3 protein-coding genes are annotated in these 2,862 nt (G+C 60.7%); all 3 read right to left on the bottom strand.

What is annotated here, in order from left to right; translation table 11 throughout:
- Positions 1–48 precede the first annotated feature (48 nt).
- Complete coding sequence (locus BO1_RS48540) at positions 49–2,100, bottom strand: recombinase family protein (protein WP_028223743.1); 2,052 nt, start codon at positions 2,098–2,100, stop codon at positions 49–51.
- A 136-nt stretch (positions 2,101–2,236) separates the two neighbouring features.
- On the bottom strand, positions 2,237–2,569 hold the full coding sequence (locus tag BO1_RS48535) for a DUF6788 family protein (RefSeq protein ID WP_028223742.1): 333 nt from the start codon (positions 2,567–2,569) through the stop codon (positions 2,237–2,239).
- Positions 2,570–2,621: 52 nt separating this feature from the next.
- The coding region (locus tag BO1_RS60545) for a DUF5372 family protein (protein WP_028223741.1) at positions 2,622–2,862 on the bottom strand (241 nt) is incomplete at its 5' end.

Genomic DNA, 2,862 nt, shown 5'->3' with positions numbered 1-2,862 from the left:
TCCGACGGTGATTTCATAATGCACCTCTGCCAGTTGAGTGTTGGAATGTTACCGCTGAAGATGTCCTGAAGTGCGTATCCAACGCCGCAATTGTTGTTCTTTGGTGCGATTGAGCGTGATCCACCAAGGACCGCGTCCATCGAGCTTGCGGGCCTGGACGACCTGGCGCTCGATCCAGTAATACACCATGTGTGGACTGACGCCCAGCCGGTCAGCGAGTTGCTGTACCGTAAGCTCGTCGGGCCGGTTGAAGCTGGTTGCCGCAATCTCGTATCGGTAGCGTATCCATTTGACCATGGAGAGCGTGAACGATTTGCCGGTCGCGCTGCGCAAGCCCTCCTGATTGAGGTACGCAACGATTTGTGGGTCGGACAGGCGTTGCGACAGTTTGCGGACTTGGTCGACGGTCTCCGCTGGATAGCGTATTGCTTCGGGGCGCGGCCTGGGCAGATCGACGGTGATGTCGGTGCACGGGCCACCCTGCCAGCGGATATGCAGCACGGCTTGTCGCGTGGCAGATAGTTTCTCGACCGTGATGTCCCGAATGAGTAGTCGCAACATGCGCTTGCGGTCCTTCGCAGACGTCGTCGGCGCACGCCACAGGCGCGGCAGATTGCGCGCCAGTGCGAGGACCTGGGCCTTCTGTTCGGATGTGACGACGTGTGCCTTCTGGCTCTGGAATTCGGCGGCTTGCATCTTGATCTCATCGAGCCGAAGCATTGCGTCGTTCCAACGCCGCTCGAGGGTACCCGCGACCAGACGGTTGGCCGGATCGCATTCCTGGTAGCGGCGTTCGGCGAGTGCGACTTCATACTCGGCTCGCTCGATGTGCATGTGCCACTGACGCATGATGGCATGATCACGCTGCTCGAGTTCATTCAGGGCAGTGACCGCGAGCTCGAGCTCGGCAGGTTGTAGCGCGGTGAGTACTGCCTCGCCAATCGCGTTGTCGAGCAGATTGCTGCGCATGCTCATGCAATCGGTGGTCGCGAGACCCTCACGGCGACGTCTGCTGCACAGGTACAGTGGATGAAGGCCACCGTGACTCTGGTACCGCACGGTCAGCGCCCGGCCACAGCGGCCGCATATCAGCATCCCTTGAAGCAGCGCCAGACCTTCGCGCGCCGCACCGCTGAGCACGGTACCTTCGCCGTTGGTCCGGTTGCGCGCCAGGCGTACCTGGTTGCGTTCGAATTCGTCCGGGGTGATATACCCTTCGTGATGGTCGGAAAGATGGACCCGCCAATCAGCCTTGGGTACCGGCTGTACGCGCTTCTGGATCTCTCCTTGTGCGGTTATGCGTTGACGATACTGATATCGTCCAAAAACATAATCGCCCGCATACGAAGGATTCCTGATCAGACCGAGTACGCGTTCGTGGCTCAGGCGCCCCCAGATGAGTCGTCCTGCCCAGGCACCGCCATAGGCACGCTTCGGAAAGCGCAGGCCCTCTTCGGCAAATCGCTTGACGACGGCATATGCGCTGCCGGTTTCCTGAAAGAGACGAAACACCAGCTGCACGGCGCCGCGTACCTCGTCATCGGGATCCAGGACGATGCGACCGTCATCGTCATAGCACAAGCCGACGGGCAGTGGAAAGCGCAACTCACCTTTCTTCGCCTTGTTGAGTTTGCCGCCCTGGAGGCGCCCGCGCAAGAAATGTAGTTCCGCCTGTGCCATCGTACCTTTGAGACCCAGTATCAGGCCGTCGTTGAAGTCGCCTGCGTCGTAGCAACCATCGGCGTCGATCACGAGGGTATGTGTGAGCGCACACAACTCGAGCAGGCGATGCCAGTCCAGATTCGAGCGTGCCAGGCGGGAAACTTCCAATGCGAATACAGCACCCACGTTCCCCATCGAGACGTCCGCCACGAGGGTCTTGAAGTCCTCGCGGCCCGTCATCTGCGCCCCCGACTGACCGAGATCGCGGTCTAGGATCCGGATCGCCGTCTCCGGCCAACCCAGTGCCAGCGCCTTGTCGCGCAACGCGTATTGACGCTCGGTGCTCTCCTGATTGTGCCGTACCTGGGCCAGTGTACTTTGGCGGATATAGATGTACGCCGGTTTGCTCTGATGTTGCGGGGTGATCTTGGTGTTCATCGAAGGCCTCCTCGGTCAGCTCCAGCGCGGACTCGGCGGTGAGCCAGGCCTCGAGCATGTTGGCGATGAGTACGCCGGCCGATTGCGGATCGATGATGTGGGTGAGTGACAGCGGCGACTGGCTCACCGGCGCCCCTCAGAGCGCCTCGCGGCGGCGCAATAGTTCGCGGTTGATCTCGCAGATCTCCTCGATGATCTCGCGGAAGCGGTGATAGTTCGCCAGGCGTTCGACGACGTCGGCGTAGTCGGCTTGCGGCACGTAGTCCATTTGCGGCCGGCGGCCGGGAAAGCTCACAGACAGGTAGTACTTGGGACCGTGACCGGGACCCTCGGCGCACTTGCAGCCAGGTTTGCCGCAGCGCTTGTAGCGCTCGATGAGCGAGCCGCGCAGAAGCGTCTCCAACGCCGGCATTTGCTTGAGCAATTGCGCGCGGCGTCTGCGTAAAGTGGACGACGGAATATCTTCCATTGGCGGACCACGTTGATAACTGGTCTGATAGTAGGAGAAGGAGATGCATTGATCAAGCTCCTTTGTTCGATGACTTCCTGGACGGGGCAAGCAGGTCGATCAACGCGACCAGTTCAAGCAACATGTCGAGATCGAATCGGCATGCGGTGATGCTCGCGTCGTCGTGAGCGGATGGTGCTCCCCAGTCCGTCCATTCGCGCGCAATGCTAAAGCTGCCGCGTTCCTCATGGCCGAGGAGCAGCGTGTCGGTGCCGGCGACACGACGGGTCTTTAGGACCGGAAATCGTTGGCCT

Source organism: Paraburkholderia oxyphila NBRC 105797 (genome assembly GCF_000685075.1).
GTDB classification, from domain to species: domain Bacteria; phylum Pseudomonadota; class Gammaproteobacteria; order Burkholderiales; family Burkholderiaceae; genus Paraburkholderia; species Paraburkholderia oxyphila.
This window is presented reverse-complemented; position numbering and strand designations above follow the sequence as displayed.

Bases quoted from the DNA above. Each gene is read 5' to 3' on its own strand.
- BO1_RS48540 (WP_028223743.1), bottom strand. From the start codon at position 2,100: ATGAACACCAAGATCACCCCGCAACATCAGAGCAAACCGGCGTACATC.
- BO1_RS48535 (WP_028223742.1), bottom strand. From the start codon at position 2,569: ATGGAAGATATTCCGTCGTCCACTTTACGCAGACGCCGCGCGCAATTG.